Origin of the sequence: Halobacillus campisalis, assembly GCF_030345335.1 — a bacterium.
In the GTDB taxonomy this organism is placed as follows: domain Bacteria; phylum Bacillota; class Bacilli; order Bacillales; family Halobacillaceae; genus Halobacillus_A; species Halobacillus_A campisalis.
In genome coordinates, this window is the sequence record NZ_JAPVRC010000011.1 from 1 (window position 1) to 19,586 (window position 19,586).

The following is a 19,586-nucleotide window of genomic DNA, read 5'->3' on the forward strand; positions in this document are numbered from 1 at the left end:
CTGAAAAGCGAGAAAGGTTTTTTGAAAAAAATTGCTTTAATTATTTCTTCAATTGCTATGGTGTTTTTTGTGTGCATAGTGATGTATATTATTTTAATGATTTTGTACGGTAATTTTGGGACATAAAGCATGTGTATAAGGAACATCTAACTAACGGCTGCTAAAGTAAAAGAAAAGTAAGAGGTATCTCGAAACCGAGTCTTACGCTAATTGGGGCTTTACTTAAATGAAGGTATTAAAAATAAAAAAATGGAGGTGTTTTCATTGATTAAAGGTCTATATGAAGCACATTTACCAGTAAGTGACTTGAATAAGTCGATTGAATTCTATGAAGGGCTTGGGTTGAAGTTTGACCATAAAGTGGAAGATAGATTAGCTTTCTTATGGATTGTAAAAGACCAAAGTTGGGTTGGATTATGGAAAACCGATAAAGTTGAGGTAGAGTATCATCCTTCAATTAGACATATAGCTTTTGAAGTATCTTTGGATGGCTTGAAAAACTCGGTTAACTGGCTAACAAATAAAGGATATAAACCGAGGAAAGCCTTTGGTTTTGAGCCTACTGAACCATTTGTGATGCCAAACCCTAATGAAGGGTTTGGCCATGCAAAGATACATTTTAATGACCCGGATGGAAATAGTTTAGAGTTCATTTGCAAAATTGGTAATCCTAACAATTTGACAGAAAAAATGTATTTAAGTGAATGGGAAAAATTGAATGGATTAACAAAGTAGTATGCAACATAGAGGAAGCAATTGTGGACTAGAGTAAAAGATAAGCTAAGAAATACCTCGATTTCGAGTCTTCACGTATATGGGGCTATTCAGCAATATATAACAATCGGTTTTAAGTTTTAAATATAGGAGGAATTTCAATGATTGTTGCTTTATTAATTACGGGATTTATTGTATTACTTTTGAGTGTTTTCATTGATCCTATTGGTACATCGAATGCCCTGATTATTTCTACAGTTTTATTTATTTTAGCGATAGTTTTTACATTATTTAAATCGAAAAAAACTACCGAGTAAATATGTTTCTAATTAAAGTAACTGGGGCGATTGCTTAATAGCGCAATACATATATAAATTAGCAACTTGCAGGAGGTAATAAATTTGAAGATAGAAATTGAAGTTAAAGCATATGGAGAAGTTGATGTGCAAGGCGCAGAGGGTGCTTTTAAGGGTGTTGAGCTAATGGGTGTACATAAACTCCCTAAAGATACAAAAATAAGAGAAGTTGAAGCTCTATTATCTGCGCTATTTGATGAAGTAGAAAATAGTTATAAGAACCCAGAGCAATGTGTAGGGAAAATCACAGTTCGTGCAAAAAAGGAAAACGGTGAAATTGTATATTTAGGTTAAATATTGTTGCACTAACGGGAGCAATAGCTTAAGGGCGTATTTATGATCTTTAGCTACATTACTAATTTTAAATAAATATTGAAAATGAAGAATTATAACAACTTATGAAAGGAGGAGCTATTATGGAAGCTTTCGCTTTTTTTGGTACTCTTATAGCTCTACCAGTTATTCTTATGTTAATTGGTGCTGTTTGTTGGACATATGCTATCAAAAAATACAAAAAAACGAAGGTTTAATAAACTTTGTTTATTAAGCAATATGGGGCTATTCAGCAATATATAACAATCGGTTTTTCTTTTTAAACAGACCGGCACAATACTTTAGAAAATATATTGCGTTAAGTTTTAAATATAGGAGGAATTTCAATGATTGTTGCTTTATTAATTACGGGATTTATTGTATTACTTTTGAGCGTTTTCATTGATCCTATTGGTACATCGAATGCCCTGATTATTTCTACAGTTTTATTTATTTTAGCGATAGTTTTTACATTATTTAAATCGAAAAAAACTACCGAGTAAATATGTTTCTAATTAAAGTAACTGGGGCGATTGAGCAACCTTAATAGGGACTTCATTGCTACCCAGGCGTAAATTTTCTAGCCTTTACCAATAATTTGATAATCGTGCAATGTTAATGTAAGGGGGGATTAGGTGGAGTTCTTAGTGTTTTTAATTGTATTAATTACCTTGATGTTTATGACAGAAAAAATTACAAATAAGATTCTTAGGGTTGAGAAGGTAAGAATATCAGACACATCCGGGAAAAATCTTGACCGTTGGGGGAGAGGTATAATCCTGTCTGTCTTTTTAAGTGCACTATGGTTTGGCATTGATATCAACTCAGACGCATTAATAAAATATTTTTTTATGTCCTATTTAGCAATAACATTAGGATTTCAGGCAATTATGGAATTCATCTTTATTAAAGATTCAAAGCAATATATAAGCACAATGATGTTACTTATAATGAGTCTTATTATTGTGTATAACGTTGATAACTTTCCATTTTTAGAGTAGATGTTGTGACTAAGATAACAGTTGTGTTTGATATGTTTAAATCAAAGATATCTTGAATTCAAGCTTTCAACTAACGGGGGCAAGTGCTTAATAAAGTGATGCCCTTATTACATATAGATTCATTTATTTTTAACTAAGGAAGCAGTTTAAGTAAAAATCAGGGAGAGGATAGTGTGACTTTAGGATGGGTTAGTATGATTTCAATTTTACTATTAATTTTATGCTTTATCTTTACCTTGAATTTTATAGAAAATTTACAGGAGGGTGATAAACGAATCGCTAAACAATCAAAAATAGTGGCAATTATTTGTCTGGCTTTATCTCTTTTTATTCCGATTTTTTATTTTTTAATCGCATATAAAATATAAATTCTTAATTAAACTAAAGGGGGCGATTGTCCAAAAAAGACGATTGCTTTTTTATTTAAGGAGCAGCTTAGTTCAAGCACGATTTAATGCGTTACAATTATATTTGGAAAGAAAAGGAGTAACTAGGGGGAAACAAAATTGGATATTGTACGAAAATTATATCAAGCAGCAAAAGAACTGCTTGAAAGAAGATACCCAACTGGCTGGGGCGGTGCAGCAGCAATGTACACTATTGAGGATGAAGTATTGACAAGTGTTGCCCCAGAGGTCATAAATGCTTCAACAGAGTTATGTATAGAAACAGGGGCGATTTTAGAAGCACATAAATATAATACAAAAATTACTCATTCAATTTGTGTTGTAAGAGACAATGAAAATGAAGAGTTTAAGGTATTAACTCCTTGTGGGGTCTGTCAGGAAAGGTTGATTTACTGGGGGAGAGATGTAAAGGTAGCAGTATCTTCAAATGACGAGAAATCATTACTTTTCAAAACACTAGAAGAAGTTCAACCTCACCATTGGTCTAAAGCATACAAAGAAGAAGAGCTGTTTGATTAAGGGATATTTTAGTTAAAATCGCAAACGGAATATATCTCGATGTCAAGTCTTGCGCTAAGGGGGCTTATCTTGACTAAGGATAAGCATATATTTTTAATAGTTTCCAGCTAATTTTCGAAAAGGTGGTCATTATGAGGGGTAGAAGAGTGAAAAGGATATGGTTAATTAAATTGGGTGGGATGAAAGGACAAGGATTTAGGAAGGATGTTAGAAATCGATGTTTCTATGTAAACGTTATCCTTCCCTCCTCGGCCGAGCGTAAAGAAATTCATAATATGTCATTAAAGTAACTGGTATGGTAATACTTATCTGTCCTCCTAAATCTAAATCAAAAAATGGGGTTACTAATAACACCACTCCATAGACAAATATAGGTATTCCTATGATTTTTAGTATAATCATCACACTATCCCTCCTTCTATCTTTTTTTCCTATCAGAACTAAAAAAACGTTTTTAAAAAAGCCAATAGCTCTTTTTATGAACAATAGAATTCATTAAACAACGCAGTCATTCGAAATTTACACCTTAGAAAAGTAGATAACGAGCTTTTAAACACTGGTTTATAATAAAAAATCTTGAAATCTAATCTTAAGCAAACTGAGGCAAATCTGCAACAAGGAGTGAATAAATTGAGGGACCCAAATGGGTTATCTGAAAAAGGAAGATATCAGCAAGGATTTGCAGTTATTTATTTTGTTATCGCCGTATTTTTTGCAGTTGTAGTATTTGATGATTATAACTTATTTATAGTGGCAGGAGCCACTATGTTGTTGTATCTACTAGGGCGTTTTATCATAGGATTTTATGTGGATAAGAAACAGAAGTAATTATTCAAAAATAAATTTGTGAAATCTCGAATTCAAGTCTTACGTTAACTGGGGCAATTCTTAATCGCTATCTTTTCACTGTTTAGGGTAAATTTATTGAAGACTTGTAAAGATGGCAGGAGGAAGGGTGATAAGTTGACTATACTTAAAATAATAGGGCTGCCTATTTTTCTTACCGGGGTAATTTTAGTGTTGGGACCAATTTTTGAATATAGTTTAGCACAACAGATAAGTGCGGTTGTTATAGCTACCTTATTTTGTTACTTACAAATTTACTCTTCACGGAAGAAAAATAAAGAATAATTTCTACATAAAATTAGCCCATTTGTTTAATTAATCTCGGCTTCAAGTCTTAATGTATAGGGGGCTTATCTGAATTACCGGTTTCTAAAGTCAGGATCTTTAGCTGGCTTTTTTGCATTATTCGTATGATTATGTTGCCGAAGCCTTTTACCACCAAATTAATTATAAATTATTATTATATCTACCAAAGAAGGAGACTAAAAATGAAGCAATTAATTTTCATTATGCTAGTTACAATTGTTTTAGGGGCGTGTTCTCCACTAGGGAGTTCTAATAAAGAGGGGTCTCAAAACTCAAATAAAGCTAGTACGAATCAAATAGCAGACAAAATAGATGTAGACCAACTTGATAAAGTGCAATTTATTTATAACAATAAAGCTTATGAGGCGAAATATAAACTGAAGTGTAAGACTTCTGCTGAATGTTCTGAGGATAATGACTATTTGCCATTAAATAAGATAAAGAAAGAAATAAAACCAAAGAAAATTGATGCTAGCATAGGCGAACAAATAGAGATTAGTATTCCAAATACTTTCCCTAGGCCAAATCAAATTCTGTATCATCAGCAACAAGGCGCGACCGGAATTCAAGAAACAGCAGATAAGAATATTATTGAAGTCACTGGTGATAAGGGAGAGGAAATCACTTATATAGTTAATTTAAATTGGAGAAGCAAAGACAATGCAGAAATCAAATATTCAGTGGCTTACTATTTTGAAGTTCCCAATCCAACCTAAAAGCGATAATAACGATGCCAAAAATTGGAGGTTGGCCAAGTCAGTATATGTTTAAAATATCTTGGAATCGAGTCTTCCCGTAAATGGGGCTTTACTGGAATAAGATTACTAAGATCCATAAAGAAAAATAGGGAGCAGAAAGCTCCCTATTAATTAGATATGCAGATGCAAAACCTGTTGAAGACCTTTAGCATCATTATAAAGTTTTGTGTTCATCTACAAACCTGTCTTTAAGTACTGGTGTATTGCTGCATTATTTCTTTTGTTAAGCCCTGGTCTTGGGGACCATGCTCATTGATATTATTAAAGCTCTTTATTAGTTAAATTCTTTATAAAAAATTACCTTATTCTCTAGCTTTTACTAAAGCAAAAGTATAAAAAGTGCTGATAACAAGTCTTTCGTCTACCTGAGAAGCACTCTCTGGAATAATCTCATGATTAGATGGGTTCAAACTCCCTATAGTAAGAGTAGCGATTTTCATTTCTTCCTCGTTTTTATTAATTTTAAACATTTGAGCTTCATTACTTCCCCAATTATGTTTTATTAAAAGTTTGTGATCAAAAAAAGTTACTGATAACCGTTTATGAGTAGAAATAGAGGAAACATCCTTCATTGAAGCCAAATTTTCTAAATTATTCCCGAATTTGATACTCCATTTATCTCTTGCTCTCTCCGTTTGAAGGACATGAGCTTGCAAATTGTTTGATTCGTCGTAAAGCTTGACGTTTGCTACTTTTTTTAATAGAAGCCGTTCTTTTCTGGAGTGGTAGTACTTTTTACCTTGATATTTTACGTTTCCCTCTTTATTTTTCAATTTACTTCTTCGTGTAGAAAAAACGAAAAATGGCTTTTTGAATGATAAATATTCCAATAGATTGTAACCCCTTTTTAAAAGTGAAAGTGTCATGTTAAGTCGAACACCAAACAAATGTTCTTGTTCCCTCTGCTTGAAAAATAAGAGGCTCTTATAATGTAATTATTCATTTTTTCTCCGCCTAAATTTTGATCTTCTCGTAAAATACTTCCCTATTTCACCGATTAAAGAAGGACATATATTTTATTTTTAATATAGTGGAGAAATAATGGAGACTTACTAAGAAAACTGTTCATACTAGGAACGTCGTCCATCAAAAAGATCGAGCAACTCATATTCAACGCCAAAAATATATTGGCTGCTATATATAAGTCCTAATACCACTAGAACGGACACAAAAATAATTAAGTTCTTTCTAGATTTCACTTTTTTCACCTCTTACTTTGTAGTTTCCAGAAAAGTATAGAATGTTTGGTATATACCCAGAAGTAACGCGTGATCCCAATCCTGCGTTTGAATCTCTACACTATGTTGAGAGGCAGGGCTAAAACGTTGAGTTTTAATTTTCATGATCTCCTGATCGTTTACGTATGCGAATGTGGTTTCTGATAATTTAGTGGATTCAAATACGACCGTATCTTCACCATCTAATTCCAACCACATTTTATCTTTGGTAACATCAAGTTTTGTTTTTAACAGGCCAATTTGTTCATGGTCATGATATACATCCCATTTCGTGCCTATCAGATTCTGATATAGTGGTTTTTGGACAAAGTGGTACGAAGCGTCTCTACTTTCTATAGCAATATTAAAGATGTTCGTAGCCCCATTAGTTACTCGACCTAAGCCTTGAGTCAATACCTTTTGCGTTCCATTTGAGTAATAAAGACGAACATTAAAAGCGTCCTGCTCATGCTCATCATGGATAACAGAAGGATCTTGAGATAAGTTAAATAGGTTTTCCCGGTACGTATATTCCATTCGCTAAACACCCTTTTTTTATATAAATACTTCAGTTTTATAACTAAGAAGCAGCATGCGTATTTACAGCTTTCGCTTTTTTAGCGGCATGCACAATGTTCACAACCCATAAAATAAGTGCCCCTAGTAGAGCAAACAGACTAATGACAGCTCCAAACGTATCCTGCAACCCTCCAATAATAATGAGCGCAAGATAGCCAAGTAAAAGTGCTATACCAATTCCAATTTTCCCTACGTACAATTGTCCAAGACCACTAAAAATAAAAGAAAGAACACCGGCTAACCATGGTTTTTTCATGTATAACACCCCCTCAGTATATTCCATTTATTACCTCGTATGTAAAAACTTAAAACATAATTAACCCGGTGAATGTGCATCTTTAATTTTTGGGGTGAGTGTATTTCCGGGTGAGTTATTATGAAACGGGAGCAATTCTGAAATAAAGGAATCGCTCTTTTATTAGAGTTTAGGGCAGGTTAGTGGAAGACTCAGTTTCGAGATAGTTTGAATTGTGAAACGGATTTATTATTCGAACGTATTTAAAAGGGAAGGTAATAATTTACTAAATAAGAATTTTATCGAGAGGATGGATACTTATTATTGGCGATAAGTTTACTTGCAAAAATTGCGGAAGAGAAGTAGAAAAAGATGAGAAGATGGCAATTATTGTTACACCGAGAAAGACAAATGGGTATGCTCTTTTAAAAGCCTGGGGTCCTGACCAAATTATATATTGTTCAAGATGCTTTAGTGAGTTGGAATAAATATAGTTAACTGTTTCAAGCGAGAGTCTTGAAACCAAGAGTAAACGAAACGGGGGCAATTGCTTAATAGTTACGTAAGGGGGATTTGAATGAATCTATTTTTGAAAATAAACTTATTTAGCCTATTAAATGCTTTTGTATTGTTCTTAGCCGTATAACTTGGGCTAAATGTATATAGGATTAGTGACTTACTTAGTTTGAATCTAGATGTTGTAATGAAAATGGTAACATCCCTTTATATTATTGGCTTTATAATCTTCAGTTTCTTATTTTTCAAAGTAGCTAAAAAATGGATGGATAAAAGAAAGAGCTCATTTTGGTCCATCATTCTTTGGTTTCCATATTTTATTCTTTTTACATTTATATTTGCTAATGTATTTCCCATTAATAATCCTGGACACGATCCTGGACCAGGGTATGGGTTTGTAATTATATTTGCTATATTCTTTTATCCTTTATATTTACTAATAATTAACGTATTAGGAACAGGGGTAGGAATTAAAGATAATTAAAAACATCTTGAAACTGAGTCTTTCTGAATATGGGGCTTATCTTGAACAAGAGTTTCACCCTAACCGCGCTAATACTTTAGTGAAACTGGGAGAGGTCAAACACTGATATCTTAAATTCCTTAAGGTAATTTAAAACTGAAGAAAAAGGTGATTTATATTTCTGACTACACTATGGAAATCAGGAAGTTGATTGGCAGTAGGCCCTTGATATTGACAGGATCTACTGTACTTGTATTTAACGATTCTAATGAGCTTTTACTACAGCATCGTTCAGATACAGAAGAATGGGGATTACCTGGAGGGGCTATGGAGCCCGGAGAAAAATTGGAACAAACAGCTGCAAGGGAGCTTTATGAAGAAACAGGACTAAGAGCCGAGAGCTTTACGTTTATTGATATATTGTCTGGTGAGGAACTTTACTTTAAATACCCAAATGGTGATGAGGTTTACAACGTTATAAGCATATATGAAGCCCTGGATACATATGGGGAACTAACGATGAGCGACGGAGAGAGTATAAACTTAAGGTACTTCGTGAGAGACAAATTACCAACAAACATCGATGAAAGGGCGAAATTAATCATAGATAAATATTTGGAGGGGAGAGTACTGTGAAAATCCTTAGAATAATTTTGGCAACGGTTGTAGTTGCTATGTCCAGTTATGGTTTGATAACTGGAAAACCTGGGTTAATAATACCTTATGTTTTGCTATTACTGGGTGGATTGCTTCTTGTTATGGGACTTATTGAATTTCAAAAACGAAAACCAATCGCTTTCACATCATTCCTTGTAGCTGGATTTAGTATTTTCGTTGGTATTTATACTTTATAAAGCAATCAAGCGAAAAAACTGAGTAGGAGTTTCGATGTGAGCAGGGTTTCATAACAAGGGGGTACATATGAAAAAGGTTGTACTCATTGGCTCAGGTGGTTCAGGTAAATCCACACTAGCGAGGCAATTAGATAAAAAGTTAAAAATAAATGTTTATCATCTTGACGCCTTATTTTGGAAACCTAATTGGGTTGGTGTTCCAAAGGATGAACAAAGAAAAGTTCAAAATGATTTAGTGGAAAAAGAAGAATGGATTATTGATGGAAACTATGGCGGTACAATGGATATAAGACTTAATGCTGCAGATACAATAATTTTTCTTGATATTCACAGAACAATCTGTGTCTACCGTGCTTTCAAAAGAGTGTTACAGTATCGAAACAAAACAAGACCTGATATAGGTGAAGGTTGCGAAGAAAGATTTAATCTAGATTTTTTTAAATGGATATGGGATTATCCAAAAACTAAAAGACCTGAAATTCAAGGTAGGCTTGAACAATTTTCTGAAGATAAACAAGTTATCATATTGAAATCACCAAAAGAAGTTCAACTGTTTCTAGAAAAAATGCAATAATTTTTTCCTTATTAAAGTTCAGGATGCGTTAGTCGAATATCTGCTTCAATATCTCGAAATCAAGTCTTCCGTTAACTGGGGCGATTGTTCAATAAGGGCAGTCGCTTTTTTCCTAACGGTTAGAATAGTTGAAACTCAAATTCTGGACATTTTTTACTGGAACTAACTTTTTCAATAGAGGCAAAGTACCTTAGACTCTGGGTTTATTCATTGGTAAACAAGGATATCTAATACTAAAGAAAGGAGCTGCTAAAATGGAAGTTATAGTTGTAGTACTTATGTCTATAGGTTTAGTTTTAGCTCCTGTCATTGGATTTTTTTATCCCAGTTGGAGACAGATGCAAGGGAAAGATTTATCACAGAAACAGTTATACGGGATTCGCGCCTTGGGAATAGGTGTCTTACTCCTAATGTACATACTTAGTCAAATCATCAAAATATTATTTGATACGTAAGTAGTGATTTTATGAAGAAAATTAAGAGATTATCCTGGGTGCAAGCAAATATACTAGAAAGTATCTCAGTTCCAAGTCTTCAGCTATATGGGGCTATTGTTAAAGATCGTATATAGAATAAAGAGGGGGACATTATGAGCTGAATCAAAATACTGATTGGAGTAGGTCTGGTTTTCTTTATAATATTTACAATAGCTGTATACTCAACTTTCCGAAAATAATACGAGATGGATACAACGAATAGGAAGTACAATACATAGGTTCACAATAATGTTATCAAGCAGCGCAAGATGAGTCTTCCGCTAGAGGGGGTGATTTTTCAATCAGAATAGTCGGCTCTTTCCATTCCATAAGTGTTGGATAGGTTGTGGAAGGAGTATCTTTAGGTAATAAACTTGAAGTAATATTTTGGGGACATTTCAATTTTAGATACGAAGAAGGAAGCACGGGGTGTTACTGATATGAAAAGACTTATGAGCATTCTTGGCAATATTGCCATTGTAGTATCCACCATCCTATTCGTAATCGATTTATTCATAGATCAAGATCTATTGACTTACTGGGTCACGTTACTCCTTATCAATCAATTTACGGTTGGATACAGGTATTACTTTGAAGAGGATAGAAAGATATGGGGAATCATTTTTATGGGAACGATTGCGGTTGCGTTTGTTATCATTGCGATCATACTCGTCACTTAAGTTTTGCTAGAGCTGAAGGAATAGTATTGAGAGTTAATAAAGTACCTTGAATTCATTTTTTTCGGAATTGGTGGCGGTTGCTCAATAAGAACAATCGCTTTTTTTACTATCGAGGCAGGATAGTTGAAGACTTAGTTTCAAGAGTTAATATAAAATAACGTTGTCCAAGAACCTGTATAAAAAAGGGGGAGGAATGATGGAGTTTGAGCTTAGTTTTAGAAATAAAATAGTTGGAATGTTTTTTATTTGGGTTATTCCGGTATGGTTATTAACAATAATTTTATTTTTCACCTTACCTAACCACTATCAATGGATACCATCTTTTTTTCCAATAGTAACCGTGATTATCTTTTATCTATGGGCTAAATTTTATAGTAAGACGGAGAAAAGTTAATTATTTTTTATCTCGAATTCAATTCTTACAGAAACTGGGGCTATTGTCCAATAGGGTAACTTTCTCCATTTAAGTTTATGTACGAAGGGGTTATGATTCTTAGGTCAGTCCCCTGGTAAAAATCAAAGTCTTCCTCAGCCTTAGTATGTTAAACTGGATTGTAATAATTTTACTTTTAAAAATATTTCTTGAAGAGGGGGATAAGTATCTTATTGTATCTAGTGGCTTTCTTACTGATATGTAGTGGATGGATTTGGTTTAATTATAATCAAAAACATAAGAAGTCCCATATAATTTTAGCTTTTACAGCAATTGGAGCACCACTTATTTTTCATTTCTTAGGGCTTCAATATGCGTCATTTACAAGTAGTCAAGGAGCTGCTTTTGTATCAGCGTTCCTTTTGCTAGTATTGATTGCTAATAGTGTGCTACTCATTATTTTTATGGTTGTGAGCGATGCTAAGAAAAATAGGAGTACACAGTAGAAAGAAACAAAATTAAAAAATGTAATTATCTTGAATTCGAGTCTTACTGTAACGGGGGCGATTATTTGAAAAAAACATACAACAAAATGGTTAGGGATAAGATCCCCACGATTATTAAAGAAAATGGTCAGATAGGCGAATATCTTCAACTTGATTCAAATAGGTATGCGATTGAGCTAAGGAGAAAGTTGAATGAAGAGGTGGGAGAATATCTGGAGACAATGGATGAAATAGCGGCAACTGAAGAACTAGCAGACATATTGGAAGTTATTCATTCTCTAGCAAAGTTTCATAATAAATCATTTGATGAGGTGGAAAATGTGAGACAGCAGAAGTTTAAAGAACGTGGTGGTTTTGAAAAGGGTCTATTATTAGTAAGCACTACTAATAAAATGAATTAATCGGTAAAATATCTTGAAGTGAAGTATTAAAGAAACGGGGGCAAACTTTCAATAGGGTTGTTCATCCCATACAAGTCCATGTACGAAAGGATTTATAACAATGTCTAGTCCATATGATTGTATTACAAACTTTATTTTTGTTGAGACAGAAGTATCAACGGCTGATGTTGTATTGGTGCCAGGTGCGGATCATCCACAGCTAATGGAAAAAGCTTCATCCTTATATAAGAAGGGAATGGCCTCATATATACTTCATCTGGGGGATACAAACCTCACGTAGGTACCTCTGAGTGGGAATATCTAAGAAACATTGGTATTACTAATGGGGTACCTGAAGAGGTTATTCTTAGAGAAAACGCAGCACAGCATACTTTAGAAAATGCCCGATATTCCTTAGAAGTGTTAGAGAGTAAAGGTATTAAGCATGAGAAGGTTATTATTGTGTGTAAAGCAGGACATTCTCGCAGAGCATTACTGTGTTATCAGGAAGCATTTCCTAAGGACACGAAGTTTATGGTATCTCCAGTAGATGATCGGTTCGGAATTACTAAAGAGAATTGGTTTACCACGAAAGTTGGTATCAGCCGAATCATGACGGAAGTTGAGAAGATCGGTAAATACTTTGGTGATTTTATTCCGGGACGGGTTGAAAAATAATATCTTGATACTGAGTCTTCAACTAACGAGGGCAATTCTGGAATAAAGGAATCGTCCTCTTCTTAACGTTTAGGGCAGGTTAGTGGAAGACTCAGTTTCGAGATAAAATGGATTTTTGGGGAAGTATTGCGGAGATTGAAAAATTTTGAAATGATTAAACTAACAAATTCTTTTTCCAAAGGTAATGCGAATATAACAGTAATAGTTAGGAGTGAAAAGATGCTAGAAATAATTTTAATCGGAATATTAGTGGTTCTAATAGCTATTGCGCGCAATATTAAGTTGCTCGGTGAAAAACTACTTGAAAATTTGGAAAAACAAAATCAAACAAAGAGGAAGGAAAGGGACTAAGTTAGAAGCCCTAAAATTAACGGTTATCTTGATTTCAATTCTTCTTGTAACTGGGGAGATTGTCGGGTAAGAGTAGTCACCGTAATAGCGGTATATAGGGGGAGGAAGTAATAAAATAAAAAGGTAAATACATTTTGAGTATCACTTTTAGAAAGGAAGTTGAGAACATCGCCATATTAAATACACCTCCTGTGACACTTACTTTATTAATTATTTACATAGTTATTTTTTTTACAGATAGAATATGGAGCGATAAATTGTCTAAGTTGGGCACAGGGAAGAGTTTTGACAACATGAGAAAGGGAGAATGGTACCGGCTCATAACTGCACCATACTTTCATTTGAATATAATTCATCTTGTGGGAAACGTTTTTGGTATTTATTTCGTCGGATTAGTGTTAGAAAACAAAATTGGAAGTTTTATGTTTCTGCTCATTTACGCAATCGGAAATTTGATGGTTTCCTTATTATTTTCCATATTTTCTTCATTTAATAAGGGAACAGGAGCCTCTCCAGGAATATTTGCATTGGTAGGCTGTACCTTTTATCTGCTTTTACAAACTCCTGAATTATTCAATCTCCAATTAGGAACTTGGAAAACAAACTATATTATTTTCTATTCAATTTTAGGAAACTTAATTGGTTTGGGTGGATTTGTTTCCCATGTGGTTGGGTTTATGATTGGAATCTTGTTGAGTTTCTATTTATTTTAATTTGATTTACCAGCTGTGAAAGTTACCTATAACAAAGACTTTAGAAAGATAGATTTTTTAAAAGGAATGTAATGATATAATTGAAAAATCTAATAATTTGAATTGTACTAACTGTGAGTGTAGGTACATGTATTCTTGGAAGATATCGATTCCGAAACTTCAACTAACTGGGGCTACGCTTGAATAAGAGCCATTCATATAAATTTTAAAAAGTAGGGAAATATTTTTTTCGGGAGGATTTTAAAGTGATTCTACATCATGACGTATATGGAGAAGGAGAACCGATCGTTTTCCTACATACTGGATTACAAACTGGAAATACGGATTTTGTAATTCAAAGAGATGTTATCAAAAAAAATATGAAAGTAATAATTCCTGCTTTAAGAGGTCATGGGAAGTCTAAAAGTGAGAACTTAAGCAATTATTTTGAAAAGACAGCTGAGGACTTGAAAGATACCATGGAGCACTTGAAAATAAGGAAATTCCATTTGGTTGGCTGCTCTTTAGGCGGCTTAGTAGGGTTAGTATTTTCTAAAAAATACCCTAATAAAATTTCGAGCTTAACTTTGTCTGGGATTACTGCGGACAAACCAAGTAATTGGAAGGAAATGCATGAACAGGATGTAGCTGTACAGAAGGATCTTCTTCATAATTCAGAAATAACAAAACACCTAAATCATTTACATCATTCTGATTGGAAACAGTTTATTTATATGGCAAAAGATGAGGACTGGTATCCTTTTCACTATACTACTAATTTTGAAGATATTGATGTTCCTATTCTTTTTATGGTCGGAGAAGGGAATAAAGCTGAGGTGGTTTCCGCATCAAAATATCAAGAAATGCATGAAAATGTTCATGTATGCGTTATTCCATTTGCATCCCATTTAGTTCATGAACAAAAACCAAGAATATATACTGAAATCCTTCAAGAATTTCTGGGTATTCCGATGGTTGAATAGTACAACAAACTATTAGAATTGAAATTTACTTGGTGCATTATCTTGAATTCAAGTCTTACATAATCGGGGGCAATTCTGTGGTGAAAAGCAAGATGTTTTCTATAATCGTAGCTTTAGCCATTCTACTAATAGGCTGTGTTTCTAATAAAGGAATGGCTGTTGGAGGAGAAATAATCGAAGTCAATGAGGAAAGTGGGGATATGAAAATTGAAACGGTTTATTGGACAATAGTTAGCGAATCAGGATCCTCTACAGAGTCATCTGAATTTAAAGAGGAGTTAAAATCAGAAGCGATTACGATACGAGTGTCCAACCCAGAGAAATATGATGTAGGGGAAGAGATAGAGGTGAAAGTGATCAAAAATTATGAGGAAGATGTATGGGATTTGAATCGATTGGCGTTTGAAGTATCGGAGAAGAGTTGATTAATTATCTCGAAATCAAGTCTTACTGTATCTGGGGCTTAATGGCATAAGAAATATTCAAAGCCAGCGTTCGGTGCTGGTTTTTATTTATGTTGGTAAGAGGAGAGAGAAGGATTATTGTGCATCGTAACCATATGTAGACGTCAAGTCGAATTTTACACTTTTTGCTCGTTTCCCTTTTACACTTCTGCTTGAAAAATACTTTTTCGGTTTTTCATCCGATGACTTTCCTCAGTCTCTCCACCATGTATGACCTCCACACGATGAAGTAAACGATCTAAAATAGCTGTCGTGATCCCTTGATCGCCAATCAAATTTCCCCATTCATCTGGACTTTTATTGGAAGTCAGGATGATCGAACTTCGTTCGTATAAATGGTTGATCGATCCTGGGGTCAGTCCCCCGGTACGTTAGAGAACTAAAGGGTGGCATAGTACCCATGGAGATTTGTTGGTAGTGCACCTCTTTTCGTAATATCATACAGTAGAAACAGACTTTCTTGTTTTCCTCTTTAGAGTGATGGTGCCTTACCCCTGCTTTACTAAAGCATTAGCATAGTGGGGTAAAGCACGTTAATAAATAGTTTTTCAGAAAGGGTCGTGTAGAGAAGTGATTCTCTGCAATGCGGTTTCTTATTATATTGGAATTGTAATAGAATTTAAGTTATCTACTTTTACGATACAAATATTTTTTTAAATTATTGCGTATATCTCTCTAAAATGAGTCTTAAACAAACGGGCCGGTTAGTTGAAGACTGGAATTCGAGATAACTCTCTTTGTTTTTGTAAAAATTAGAAACTATTTCTAATAAAAATCGTAATTATATTACAGGAAGAACTATTATGTTGGATGATTATTTGGAGGGATGAAAATGAAGCAATTTGAGTACAGAGTGGAAGATATTCAATTTCAATTAAAAGCAAATAATGATTTTAGTGCAGTGATGGAAGAAAAATTGAATTTTCTTGGTAAGGATGGTTGGGAACTAGCTGGAGTTAATGGGACAGTTTTTTACTTTAAAAAAGAAGTGAAATAATTACTTAACAATCGGGGGCAATTCTGAAATAAGGGAATAGAGCTCTTATAACCGTTTAGCACAGGTTATTTGAAGGCTCAGTTTCCAGATTGGCGCATTTTAAAACTCAACTCGGAGATTAAACGTACATAATTATGCGTTGTTTTAGATCATTAATAATATTTAGCATAAACTGAAGGGCGTAATATTAGCCGTTAATAATCGCAACAGGAGGTGTTTTAAATGCCGGTATGCCAGAAATGTGGAAGTCAATGGGCGTGGTCCGAATCTATTAAAAAATCATTTCAATTTTATAATGGAGCTAAATGCCAATACTGTGGGGAGAAACAGTTCCAAACCCAGAAAACTATGAGAAAAGTATCTTTAATAACAATGATTCCATTACTAATGTTACCTTTTGTTGTAGGTTTTGAAGTTCCCATTGGTATTGCGTTGATTATTTTTGTAGCTGCTGAATTCCTTTGCTTACTTTTATTTCCGCTTGTATTACAATTGTCTAATGAAGAACATCCACTTTGGTAAAATGGAGCTATTTTCTTTATCAGGATACGACCTATAAATCTGATTTGGGTATCAAGTTTTTTGGATCGCTCATTTTCAAAAAGGGATGCATACCAAGGGCTTTATGAATTTGAAATTAAAGCAGTCGAAGAACATCGTAATAAAAGTTATTCAACCATAAAAGAATTCTATGATGCTTGGAAGTCTGAATTAAAGCTATTAACTATGTGAAAGGATAACTTGAAATTAAGTCATCCTTTCATTAATATCGTGAAAAAATGTACTTAAACTAACCGATGACAAAGTAAAAAAATAATAGATACCTCGAATTCGAGTCTTCATGAAACTGGGGCAACTCATCAATAGGGGTTGCTCCCTTTTAATTAAGGGGTGAAGTATTGAAGTAACGGAGAAGGACTATTCAATATTGAAACTTATATTTTTCTATTTCGTAAAATATATATAGGTTCCGTATTTGAAATGAGTAGATACGCTTTTTCACCATTAGCTAATAAGGAGGAATTTGGATGATGTGGTTAGGATTGGGTATTGCCATAGCGGGATATTTAATTGGGGATGGATTAAAAAACTTTAAAAACCCAAACTCAAAAAATATTTTAGAATCTTTAGATGATAATGATGACCACGAACTAATTAAAGAAAATGAGGTTCATCATTTTATCGGTATTTCCAAGGAAGACGCCAAACATTTGATAGCCGAACACACAAGCATTCCGCATATTGTCATTAATAATAAGGTGTATTATCAAAAAGCTAAATTACGTGAATGGTTAATGAAAATAGGAAGTTGACTATTGGATTGGTCGCTACAAAAGAAAGTAGCTATCATATACTTATCTTCTAAATAGTAAGGAGGAGATTATGAGGACTTTCAGATTTTTATTTTTGGCTTTAACTCTTATATGTCTTTTATCACTAATGGGTTGTTCTGGCATACATGATACGAAAGAAAAAACTGATAATGATAGTGAGGGTAAAGAAGGTAGTAACAATGAAGAGTTGGATGGTGCTTCAGAGGAGGCTGTTCCTGAGCCGCCAAATCTAACCGTTTCTGTTGAAGAAGAGAACATTAGACCATCGCTTGGTACATATAGTTGGAGTGTAGACAATGGAGAAGGAACAGAAAGTTTAATAGAGTCGGGTTCTTTTGCACCACCAGAATTGGTTAAAGGTAATAATCCAATGCAGGTATCAGCCAATACCGATGTTGAATTAGACTTCGAAGAACAGCCGGAAAGGTATTCCGTGAGAATATGGGGCGACGACAAAAATGTTGTAAACAATTCCGATGAGGTCGTTCTGTCTGACAAAGGAAAAAATGTTTACGAGGTGTTAGCACATTGGGAGCAAGGTACTGCAAGTTATGCTTTTTCGTTAGATGTTGAATAACTTCATTATTAAGCTGACGGGGGCAATTCTGAAATAAAAGAATTGCTCTCTTCTAAATGTTTTTACCCCTCTTGGAAACAAGAAAGCAATAACCCTTTATGAAAAATATGGTTTTAAGGGGGGTTTTATCGGAGATATCTTGATATTGAGTCTTCATGATCATGGAGAATTGTTTCACGCTGCTCTATAGCGAAATCATTACCTCTTCCTCTAAATCCAGCGAATATTAAAAGATAAAAAGGATGAGATGATAATGGATGCCTAAATCAAAGAGACCAGCGAACAAAAACATCATGGTTTGCCCAATACACATCCACATCATTAAAGCTGCGTGTTTTTCATTGTTTCTTTTAAATTCAAAAGCAAGAGAAAAACTCGTTGCGGCTAATGCTAGGAGAAAGTACCCTATTGGTATAATATCTATACCGAAAAATGATAAAATTTCAGGAATAACTAGTAAGATGCTTATACCAATTAAAACTTTCGTAGTTCTAGTTAGGTGTAAAATAAAATCGACCCCTTTCTGATTATTCTTTATGTTATCAAGAATAAGGGATAATTGGAAAAATATGATATGTATGTTAGCCGATATGGAATAGCTGATTTGGCAACCCTATTTCGGTGGCCAAGATGCTTAAAGTTACTACACACCCTTTCAGCAGATGACTATATAAATATTGAGTTTTATCCAATATTTTGGAATAATTCACATAATGAGGAGGGAGAACATGTGAGAAGGAAGTTTGGAATAATCTCTACTCTGTTATTTTTAGCAAGCCTGGCTGCCTACATAACGATGCTGTCGGGTAATGACGGTTTTCTTTTTGCGGGAGTGGTTATTTCTTTAGTAGGAGTGGTATTCGCCATATTCTCTGAAAAAGGACCTTACAGAAAGGTCGGATTCATTGGCAATGGATTGATCATCATAGTGACCATAATTATTCCATTAATAGTTACTACATTTTTCTGGAATACTCCGTAATTTTGAAGAGAAAGAGATTGCTGTTTCGATATCGAGTTTCAAGAGTTTAAAATTAAAGAAATGAGAGTATAGGTCTTATAATGAAAGTGCCTGACCCCCAGTCCGTTAAAGGGCTAATGTGGTGGGGTTCAGGCACTTTTTTGGTTAATTAAAAGTTAATAAATACAACCCAATAAAGTGCAAAAGGAAATGTTTAAATACGAGTGAAAAGTAGAAGGAATCTCCTATATTTAGGTACCTTCTATCTTTCCGGTTTATCTTTTAAGCTCTTTATTATTAGTTTTTTTAAAAAAGAGTTTAAAAGAAATAGTTCACAATAGAACACAGAAGATGTGAGCACGAATCTTCGCTTAAGGTGTGTGTAGTTAGAAGCAAAACTATGTTTACTGAGAGGGCAATAGAGGGTTTTCTTTGAATAGGTTAAAATGTTGAAAAAATAATAAAGTAAAGATGAGG

At 34.0% G+C, this 19,586-nt stretch carries 26 protein-coding genes and 2 pseudogenes; 23 read left to right on the forward strand and 5 right to left on the reverse strand.

The window, feature by feature from the left end; translation table 11 throughout:
* Window positions 1-264 precede the first annotated feature (264 nt).
* The 6 genes from O2Q26_RS16875 to O2Q26_RS16900 all read left to right on the forward strand — a co-directional run bounded on the left by O2Q26_RS16875 (window position 265) and on the right by O2Q26_RS16900 (window position 3,309).
* Complete coding sequence (locus O2Q26_RS16875) at window positions 265-735, forward strand: VOC family protein (protein ID WP_289217000.1); 471 nt, start codon at window positions 265-267, stop codon at window positions 733-735.
* A 140-nt stretch (window positions 736-875) separates the two neighbouring features.
* Window positions 876-1,031, forward strand: coding sequence for a hypothetical protein (locus O2Q26_RS16880; RefSeq protein ID WP_289217001.1), 156 nt, complete (start codon window positions 876-878; stop codon window positions 1,029-1,031).
* A gap of 84 nt (window positions 1,032-1,115) precedes the next feature.
* The gene (locus O2Q26_RS16885; protein WP_289217002.1) at window positions 1,116-1,364 is read left to right on the forward strand and encodes a hypothetical protein; all 249 of its coding nucleotides are present in this window, start codon (window positions 1,116-1,118) and stop codon (window positions 1,362-1,364) included.
* 365 nt (window positions 1,365-1,729) lie between these two features.
* The gene (locus O2Q26_RS16890; protein ID WP_289217001.1) at window positions 1,730-1,885 is read left to right on the forward strand and encodes a hypothetical protein; all 156 of its coding nucleotides are present in this window, start codon (window positions 1,730-1,732) and stop codon (window positions 1,883-1,885) included.
* 144 nt (window positions 1,886-2,029) lie between these two features.
* Window positions 2,030-2,383 carry a DUF4181 domain-containing protein gene (locus O2Q26_RS16895; RefSeq protein WP_289217003.1) on the forward strand — a complete coding sequence of 118 codons (354 nt, stop codon included), beginning with the start codon at window positions 2,030-2,032 and terminating at the stop codon, window positions 2,381-2,383.
* A 506-nt stretch (window positions 2,384-2,889) separates the two neighbouring features.
* The gene (locus O2Q26_RS16900; protein WP_289217004.1) at window positions 2,890-3,309 is read left to right on the forward strand and encodes a cytidine deaminase; all 420 of its coding nucleotides are present in this window, start codon (window positions 2,890-2,892) and stop codon (window positions 3,307-3,309) included.
* 234 nt (window positions 3,310-3,543) lie between these two features.
* Here the strand turns inward: O2Q26_RS16900 and O2Q26_RS16905 are convergent, their stop codons facing one another.
* Window positions 3,544-3,714 (reverse strand): hypothetical protein, encoded by a 171-nt coding sequence (locus O2Q26_RS16905; protein ID WP_289217005.1) that lies wholly within the window; start codon window positions 3,712-3,714, stop codon window positions 3,544-3,546.
* A gap of 225 nt (window positions 3,715-3,939) precedes the next feature.
* Between O2Q26_RS16905 and O2Q26_RS16910 the strand changes: the two genes are divergently transcribed.
* Window positions 3,940-4,137, forward strand: a complete 198-nt coding sequence (locus O2Q26_RS16910; RefSeq protein ID WP_289217006.1) for a hypothetical protein — start codon at window positions 3,940-3,942, stop codon at window positions 4,135-4,137.
* A gap of 506 nt (window positions 4,138-4,643) precedes the next feature.
* Window positions 4,644-5,177 (forward strand): hypothetical protein, encoded by a 534-nt coding sequence (locus tag O2Q26_RS16915; protein ID WP_289217007.1) that lies wholly within the window; start codon window positions 4,644-4,646, stop codon window positions 5,175-5,177.
* Between the two features lie 344 nt (window positions 5,178-5,521).
* Here O2Q26_RS16915 and O2Q26_RS16920 read toward each other — a convergent pair whose 3' ends face one another.
* From O2Q26_RS16920 to O2Q26_RS16930, 3 genes are all read right to left on the reverse strand, one after another.
* A complete protein-coding gene (locus tag O2Q26_RS16920) occupies window positions 5,522-6,049 on the reverse strand; it encodes a tubby C-terminal domain-like protein (protein WP_289217008.1) in 528 nt (175 codons plus the stop codon).
* Between the two features lie 381 nt (window positions 6,050-6,430).
* Complete coding sequence (locus O2Q26_RS16925; RefSeq protein WP_289217009.1) at window positions 6,431-6,973, reverse strand: tubby C-terminal domain-like protein; 543 nt, start codon at window positions 6,971-6,973, stop codon at window positions 6,431-6,433.
* Between the two features lie 43 nt (window positions 6,974-7,016).
* Window positions 7,017-7,271, reverse strand: a complete 255-nt coding sequence (locus O2Q26_RS16930; protein WP_289217010.1) for a hypothetical protein — start codon at window positions 7,269-7,271, stop codon at window positions 7,017-7,019.
* 1,150 nt (window positions 7,272-8,421) lie between these two features.
* Between O2Q26_RS16930 and O2Q26_RS16935 the strand changes: the two genes are divergently transcribed.
* The 10 genes and pseudogenes from O2Q26_RS16935 to O2Q26_RS16980 all read left to right on the forward strand — a co-directional run bounded on the left by O2Q26_RS16935 (window position 8,422) and on the right by O2Q26_RS16980 (window position 15,201).
* A complete protein-coding gene (locus O2Q26_RS16935) occupies window positions 8,422-8,865 on the forward strand; it encodes an NUDIX hydrolase (protein ID WP_289217087.1) in 444 nt (147 codons plus the stop codon).
* Window positions 8,862-9,083: a DUF3953 domain-containing protein gene (locus tag O2Q26_RS16940; protein ID WP_289217011.1), complete on the forward strand. Its 222-nt coding sequence runs from the start codon at window positions 8,862-8,864 to the stop codon at window positions 9,081-9,083. Before O2Q26_RS16935 ends, O2Q26_RS16940 begins: the two co-directional genes overlap by 4 nt.
* Window positions 9,084-9,150: 67 nt before the next feature.
* Window positions 9,151-9,657: a DNA topology modulation protein gene (locus O2Q26_RS16945; RefSeq protein WP_289217012.1), complete on the forward strand. Its 507-nt coding sequence runs from the start codon at window positions 9,151-9,153 to the stop codon at window positions 9,655-9,657.
* A 254-nt stretch (window positions 9,658-9,911) separates the two neighbouring features.
* Entirely contained in the window at window positions 9,912-10,112 is a 201-nt protein-coding gene (locus tag O2Q26_RS16950; RefSeq protein ID WP_289217013.1) for a hypothetical protein, read from the forward strand.
* 461 nt (window positions 10,113-10,573) lie between these two features.
* Window positions 10,574-10,813 (forward strand): hypothetical protein, encoded by a 240-nt coding sequence (locus tag O2Q26_RS16955; protein ID WP_289217014.1) that lies wholly within the window; start codon window positions 10,574-10,576, stop codon window positions 10,811-10,813.
* Between the two features lie 944 nt (window positions 10,814-11,757).
* A complete protein-coding gene (locus tag O2Q26_RS16960; RefSeq protein WP_289217015.1) occupies window positions 11,758-12,093 on the forward strand; it encodes a nucleoside triphosphate pyrophosphohydrolase in 336 nt (111 codons plus the stop codon).
* 100 nt (window positions 12,094-12,193) lie between these two features.
* Window positions 12,194-12,750 (forward strand): annotated as a pseudogene (locus O2Q26_RS16965) (YdcF family protein).
* Window positions 12,751-13,235: 485 nt separating this feature from the next.
* Window positions 13,236-13,814, forward strand: a complete 579-nt coding sequence (locus tag O2Q26_RS16970; RefSeq protein WP_289217016.1) for a rhomboid family intramembrane serine protease — start codon at window positions 13,236-13,238, stop codon at window positions 13,812-13,814.
* Window positions 13,815-14,059: 245 nt separating this feature from the next.
* On the forward strand, window positions 14,060-14,776 hold the full coding sequence (locus O2Q26_RS16975; RefSeq protein ID WP_289217017.1) for an alpha/beta fold hydrolase: 717 nt from the start codon (window positions 14,060-14,062) through the stop codon (window positions 14,774-14,776).
* 77 nt (window positions 14,777-14,853) lie between these two features.
* Entirely contained in the window at window positions 14,854-15,201 is a 348-nt protein-coding gene (locus tag O2Q26_RS16980) for a hypothetical protein (protein WP_289217018.1), read from the forward strand.
* A 179-nt stretch (window positions 15,202-15,380) separates the two neighbouring features.
* On the opposite strand, the pseudogene O2Q26_RS16985 reads toward O2Q26_RS16980, so the two are convergent.
* A pseudogene (locus tag O2Q26_RS16985) lies at window positions 15,381-15,584 on the reverse strand (ATP-binding protein); the annotation flags it as partial.
* A gap of 488 nt (window positions 15,585-16,072) precedes the next feature.
* Here O2Q26_RS16985 and O2Q26_RS16990 point away from each other — a divergent pair.
* The 5 genes from O2Q26_RS16990 (at window position 16,073) to O2Q26_RS17010 (ending at window position 19,130) form a co-directional block, all read left to right on the forward strand.
* The gene (locus O2Q26_RS16990; RefSeq protein WP_008591718.1) at window positions 16,073-16,237 is read left to right on the forward strand and encodes a hypothetical protein; all 165 of its coding nucleotides are present in this window, start codon (window positions 16,073-16,075) and stop codon (window positions 16,235-16,237) included.
* A gap of 222 nt (window positions 16,238-16,459) precedes the next feature.
* Window positions 16,460-16,759, forward strand: a complete 300-nt coding sequence (locus tag O2Q26_RS16995) for a TIGR04104 family putative zinc finger protein (RefSeq protein ID WP_289217019.1) — start codon at window positions 16,460-16,462, stop codon at window positions 16,757-16,759.
* A 506-nt stretch (window positions 16,760-17,265) separates the two neighbouring features.
* On the forward strand, window positions 17,266-17,550 hold the full coding sequence (locus O2Q26_RS17000) for a DNA-binding protein (RefSeq protein WP_289217020.1): 285 nt from the start codon (window positions 17,266-17,268) through the stop codon (window positions 17,548-17,550).
* A 70-nt stretch (window positions 17,551-17,620) separates the two neighbouring features.
* Window positions 17,621-18,148, forward strand: a complete 528-nt coding sequence (locus tag O2Q26_RS17005; RefSeq protein WP_289217021.1) for a hypothetical protein — start codon at window positions 17,621-17,623, stop codon at window positions 18,146-18,148.
* Between the two features lie 730 nt (window positions 18,149-18,878).
* Window positions 18,879-19,130, forward strand: coding sequence for a hypothetical protein (locus O2Q26_RS17010; protein WP_289217022.1), 252 nt, complete (start codon window positions 18,879-18,881; stop codon window positions 19,128-19,130).
* Window positions 19,131-19,586: the final 456 nt, after the last annotated feature.